This window comes from Hyalangium sp. (assembly GCF_035629615.1).
GTDB lineage: Bacteria > Myxococcota > Myxococcia > Myxococcales > Myxococcaceae > Hyalangium.
In genome coordinates, this window is sequence record NZ_DASPHO010000583.1 from 1 (window position 1) to 4637 (window position 4637).

The 4637-nt window shown below is 68.1% G+C and carries 4 protein-coding genes; 2 read left to right on the forward strand and 2 right to left on the reverse strand.

Annotated features, from left to right (window positions below; genetic code table 11):
• Nucleotides 1-319: 319 nt before the first annotated feature.
• Together VD972_RS29430 and VD972_RS29435 are read left to right on the forward strand one after the other, a co-directional pair.
• Complete coding sequence (locus VD972_RS29430; RefSeq protein WP_324992084.1) at nucleotides 320-1738, forward strand: TolC family protein; 1419 nt, start codon at nucleotides 320-322, stop codon at nucleotides 1736-1738.
• A gap of 59 nt (nucleotides 1739-1797) precedes the next feature.
• Complete coding sequence (locus VD972_RS29435; protein ID WP_324992085.1) at nucleotides 1798-2442, forward strand: ABC transporter substrate-binding protein; 645 nt, start codon at nucleotides 1798-1800, stop codon at nucleotides 2440-2442.
• A 9-nt stretch (nucleotides 2443-2451) separates the two neighbouring features.
• Here the strand turns inward: VD972_RS29435 and VD972_RS29440 are convergent, their stop codons facing one another.
• Nucleotides 2452-3453, reverse strand: a complete 1002-nt coding sequence (locus VD972_RS29440; RefSeq protein ID WP_324992086.1) for an NAD(P)-dependent oxidoreductase — start codon at nucleotides 3451-3453, stop codon at nucleotides 2452-2454.
• A 15-nt stretch (nucleotides 3454-3468) separates the two neighbouring features.
• Nucleotides 3469-4637, reverse strand: a 1169-nt coding sequence (locus VD972_RS29445; protein ID WP_324992087.1) for an N-acetyltransferase, incomplete at its 5' end; no start/stop codon positions are given.

Genomic DNA, 4637 nt, shown 5'->3' on the forward strand with positions numbered 1-4637 from the left:
CCGGGTTGTCGGAGGGATACCACGACAGGATCTGCTTCACGCGATCGGTGTAGGCCATAAGGCTCCTGGGTCTCGGGGCCGCGGCCACGGGGCCGGGCCGTTCGAAAGACGGCGCGGATTGTGCTTCCCGCATGGCAGAGCGCCAAGCAGTTCCCGCGAAAAAGTGTCAGCGCCCGTACGCCTTGGGACAGAGACGTCCATAAGGTCCTGGGCGTCCCCCAGCAAACGTTAAAGAAGCGGTGACGGAGCCTCCTTGAAGGGGGATGCTGCGCCGGCCGTGGTCCGGGCCAGCAAGGGCGAGCCGCGAGCGAGGGCATCGGTGAAACGGACAGTTCTCGGACATCTCGTGGGAGTAGGGCTGGCGCTCGCGGCCGGACAGGCGCTGGCGCAGAACGTGCCGGGGGTGGCCTCAGAGGGTACGCCTCCACCCCGGACGACACGGCTCACGCTCGAGGAGCTTGTGGAGCGCGCGCGCCGCACGGACGCCCGTGTCGAGGAGGCAGAGGCGGAGCTGCGCCGCCTGCAAGCACTCCAGCGCCAGGCCCACTGGGCGTGGTTCCCCAAGTTCGAGACGGTGGTGGGCTTCGGCGGCCCCCTCCCCGAGGCGCGCAACAATGGCCTCGGGGGGCCGCCCACGACAGAGGCCACGGTGCAGGGAGACTGGAACTTCGGTGAGCTGGGGGCGACGGTCCGTGCGGAGGTCAACGCCCTGCTGCCCATCTACACGTTCGGCAAGCTCACGGCGTTGGAGAAGGCGGGGGACCAGGGACCCATCATTGGCGCGGCGTTGCGGGAGCGGGCACGCGCGGAGGCAGGCTTCCAGGCCGCCCAGGTGTTCTACGGGTACCAGCTCGCGAGCTCCGGACTCGTACAGCTCGATGACACGGCCAAGCGGCTGGAGGACGCCGGCAACCGCATCCAGGAGCTGCTCGCCGAGGAGTCCCAGCAGGTGTCCAAGCTGGACACGTACAAGCTGAACTTCTTCCGGCAGATGGTGGCGGCCCGCCGCAGCGAGGCTCTGCAGGGGCGCTCGCTGGCGCTGGAGGCCATCCGCCTGCTGTCGGGAGCTCAACCCGGCGAGACCGTGGAGGTCGTCGCGGTGGACCTCCCTCTGGAGGAGGAGTTTACGCCTCCATCGCTGGAGAAGGCGCTCGTGCTCGCTGAGCAGCGCCGGCCAGAGCTGACGGCCATCCAGGCGGGCATCACCGCGCGCGAGCAGGAGGTCATCATCCGCGAGCGCGCCTACTACCCGGACCTCGGCATCATCGGCTTCGCGCGGTTTGCGTACACCAGCAACGCCACGCCGCAGAAGACGCCCTTCGCCTACGATCCTTATAACGATGCCACCGCGGGCATCGGCCTCGCCGCGCGCGGCACCTTCGACATCCCCGTGAAGAACGCGCAGCTCGACCAGTCCCGCGCGGACCTGGACAAGCTCAAGGCGCAGCAGCGGCTGCTCCAAGCCGGCATCCGCCTCGAGGTGACCAAGGTGCATGGCGAGCTGGTGACCGCGCTCGACAAGGCCCGGGTGTTTACGGACGCAGAGAGGAACGCCCGTCGCTGGGCCACCGCGGCCTATGCCGCCTTCGACCTGGGGACCGGTGACACCCGTGAGCTGGTGGACGCCTTCACCGCGCTTGCCCAGGCGTCGGCCGACAAGGCCAAGAGCTGGTTCGACGTCCGAGTGGGAATAGCGGCGCTGGATCGGGTCACCGGCACGGCGCCTGCAGGGAAGTGAATAACGGGCCGGCTCCCCCTGTCGTCACTTCCGACATCCATCCCGGAGACTCGAAAACGATGCTTGCACCTCTGATCGCTGCAACGTTGCTCGCCGCCACTCCCACCCCGCTCGAGGTCGTCAAGGCAGGCAATGCGGACGTCCAGAAGGCCGCCAACGCGCCTGGCGCCACCGTGGAGCAGCTCGCCACCGTCGTGGAGAAGTTCGTCGACTTCGAGGAGCTCGCGAAACGGGCCTTGGGCAAGGAATGGGACAAGCGCTCTCCGGCGGAGCGCAAGGACTTCGCGGACACCATGAAGGGGCTGCTGCGCGCCTCCTACGCCCAGAAGGCCCTCGGCCAGGCCAACGCGGAGGTGAAGTACGGCAAGGAGACCGTCACGGGCGACGAGGCCCTCGTCAACACCACCCTCATGGTGAAGAAGGACCAGCTCCCCGTCGACTACAAGCTCTACAAGACCTCGGGGAAGGGCGGCAGCTGGCGCATCTTTGATGTCGTCACCGACGAGGTGTCGCTCGTGGAGACCTACGCTGGCCAGTTCCGCAAGCTGATAACCGATAAGGGCTTCGATGGCCTGCTCTCCACCCTGAAGACCAAGCGGGCACAGCTCGAGAAGGCGGCGGCCACCACGAAGGCCTCGCAGGTGCCCGGCCAGGAGTCCCAGACTGGCGGCTCCGGCCAGAAGGCGCCGGCAGAGAAGAAGTAGCGGGAGTTGTCAGCGCCCTCGCGCCCCAGGGTTCGGGGCCAGGGCGCTGGCGAGCCCCTGAGCGAGCGAGATGGCGGCCGTGAAGCCCAGCTCCTTCGTCGCTCGATCCGTCGAGCAGGTCCACGCAGGGCAGGCCATCTCCCGGACCTTGTCCCGGTTGAGGATGGGGATGGTGCCCCGCACCCGCGCGGCCAGCTCCGAGCCCAGCCCCACCACGTAGCTGACCGTGTCGGGAATCGGCACCACCGCCAGCTTCCCGCGGCCCATCGCCTGCGCGAGCGCCAGGCAGAAGTCCTCCCAGCGGTGCTCCGCGCCATCCGACACCATGTAGACACCAGCCACCGGATCGTCCGCGCGCAGCGTCTGGCCGCGCTCGGCGGCCGCGAGCAGCGCGGTGCACAGATCATCCACGTGGATGAGGGAGTAGTGCTTGGGGCCGAAGCCGCTCTTGAGCATCACCCCCATGCGCGCCATGGGCAGCATGGAGGGCAGGAACTCCTGATCTCCCGGCCCGTACACGATGGGCGGCCGGAGGACGATGGAGGGCACGCGGTGGGCGAACTCTCGCAGCGCCTGCTCGCCGCCCAGCTTGCTGCGGCCGTAGAGGGAGACTGGGGCAGGTGTCTCTTCCTCGCGCCGGGGGCGCCCCGGAACCGAGGGCCCCGCGGCCGCCAGTGACGAGCAGTAGACGAGCCGCGGCGGAGTGGGAAGCTCCGCCATGGCCTTCACGAGCCGCCGGGTGCCCTCGGCGTTGCCCTGGAAGTAGCCCTCCTCATCCCGGGACTTGGTGACCCCCGCCAGGTGCAGCACGCAGTCCACGCCCTTCACGGCCTCGGCGAGCCCCTCGCCCGTGAGGATATCCCCCACGGCGAAGCGCACTCCGAGCGACTCCAGCACCCCTCGCTTTGAGGTGCGGCGCACGAGCGCCGTCAGGGTGTCACCCCGCTCGACGATGCGACGTGCGAGCCGTTGGCCGATGAACCCAGTGCTGCCCGTGAGGAGAATGTGCAAGATGAAGCTCCGATATCAGAGAGAGCGCTCGTAGACACGGTGAGTCTTGGAGCGCTTGCCGCCCATGGACTCGATCGCCCGGTTCACGAGCTGGTTGTCCTCGAGCGTCCAGGAGATCTCTCCGCCCTCGTAGCCGAGTTGATGCGCGGTGCGCAGCGTGTCCAGGTACAGGATGGCGTCCAGGCCGCGGCGGCGGTAGCCCTCCTTGATCCCCAGCGTGACGAGGCGCAGTCGGCGGATCTTCCGCGAGGCCAGCACCAGCTTCACCAGCCCGATGGGCAGCCCGAACGTGGTGAGGCGCCCGTGGGCCACCTTGAGGGCCTCGTTGGCGTCCGGGATCGTCATGGAGAAGGCCACTGGCTCGCCTTTCACCTCCGCGATCAGCACCAGCTCCGGGCGGACGATCTGCTTCATGTCCCGAGCCAGGTGATCGAACTCGCGCTCCGTCATGGGGACAAAGCCCCAGTTCTTCTCCCAGGCCGCGTTGTAGATGCCCTTGATGAGGCGCACCTCGGCCTCGAAGTGCTTCAGGTCCACCGAGCGGACGGTGACGCCCTCGCGCTGGCGGAGCTTCTCCGCGATGCGAGCCACCTTCTCCGGCGGCTGGACCGCGGAGGACAGCTCGAAGGACCACAGATCCTTGGCTTTGGTGAAGCCGTTCGCCTCGATCAGCGCGCCGTAGTACGGCGGGTTGTATGTCGTCATGATCGCCGGCGGCCGGTCGAAGCCGTCCACCAACAACCCCACCTCATGGTTGGTGGAGAAGTTCATCGGCCCCAGCATCTTGGCGAAGCCGCGAGCGAGCAACCACTGCGCCGCGGCGTCGAAGAGGGCGCGGGCGACGCCGGTGTCGTTGATGCACTCGAAGAGGCCGAAGAAGCCCTCGTTGGTGCCGTGGAACTCGTTGTAGTGCGGGTCCTTCACCGCCGCGATGCGGCCCACCACCTGCCCGCCGCGCCGCGCCAGGAACAGCTCCACCTCGCCGAAGTCGAAGAAGGGGTTCTTCTTCCGATCGAGGAAGTCCTTGCGCTCCATCTCCAGCGGCGGGACCCAGTTCGGGTCGCCCTGGTAGATCCGGTAGACCATGCGGATGAAGGCGGTCCTGTCCGCACTTCCCCGCACGGTCGTCACCGTCACGTCAGGAGGCACTGAGGGGAGGGGAGTGGCGGTGGAAGGCTCGGCGG

What these genes read in the sequence shown, in the direction of transcription:
- VD972_RS29435 (WP_324992085.1), top strand. Translation starts at nt 1,798, where the DNA reads ATGCTTGCACCTCTGATCGCTGCAACGTTGCTCGCCGCCACTCCCACC.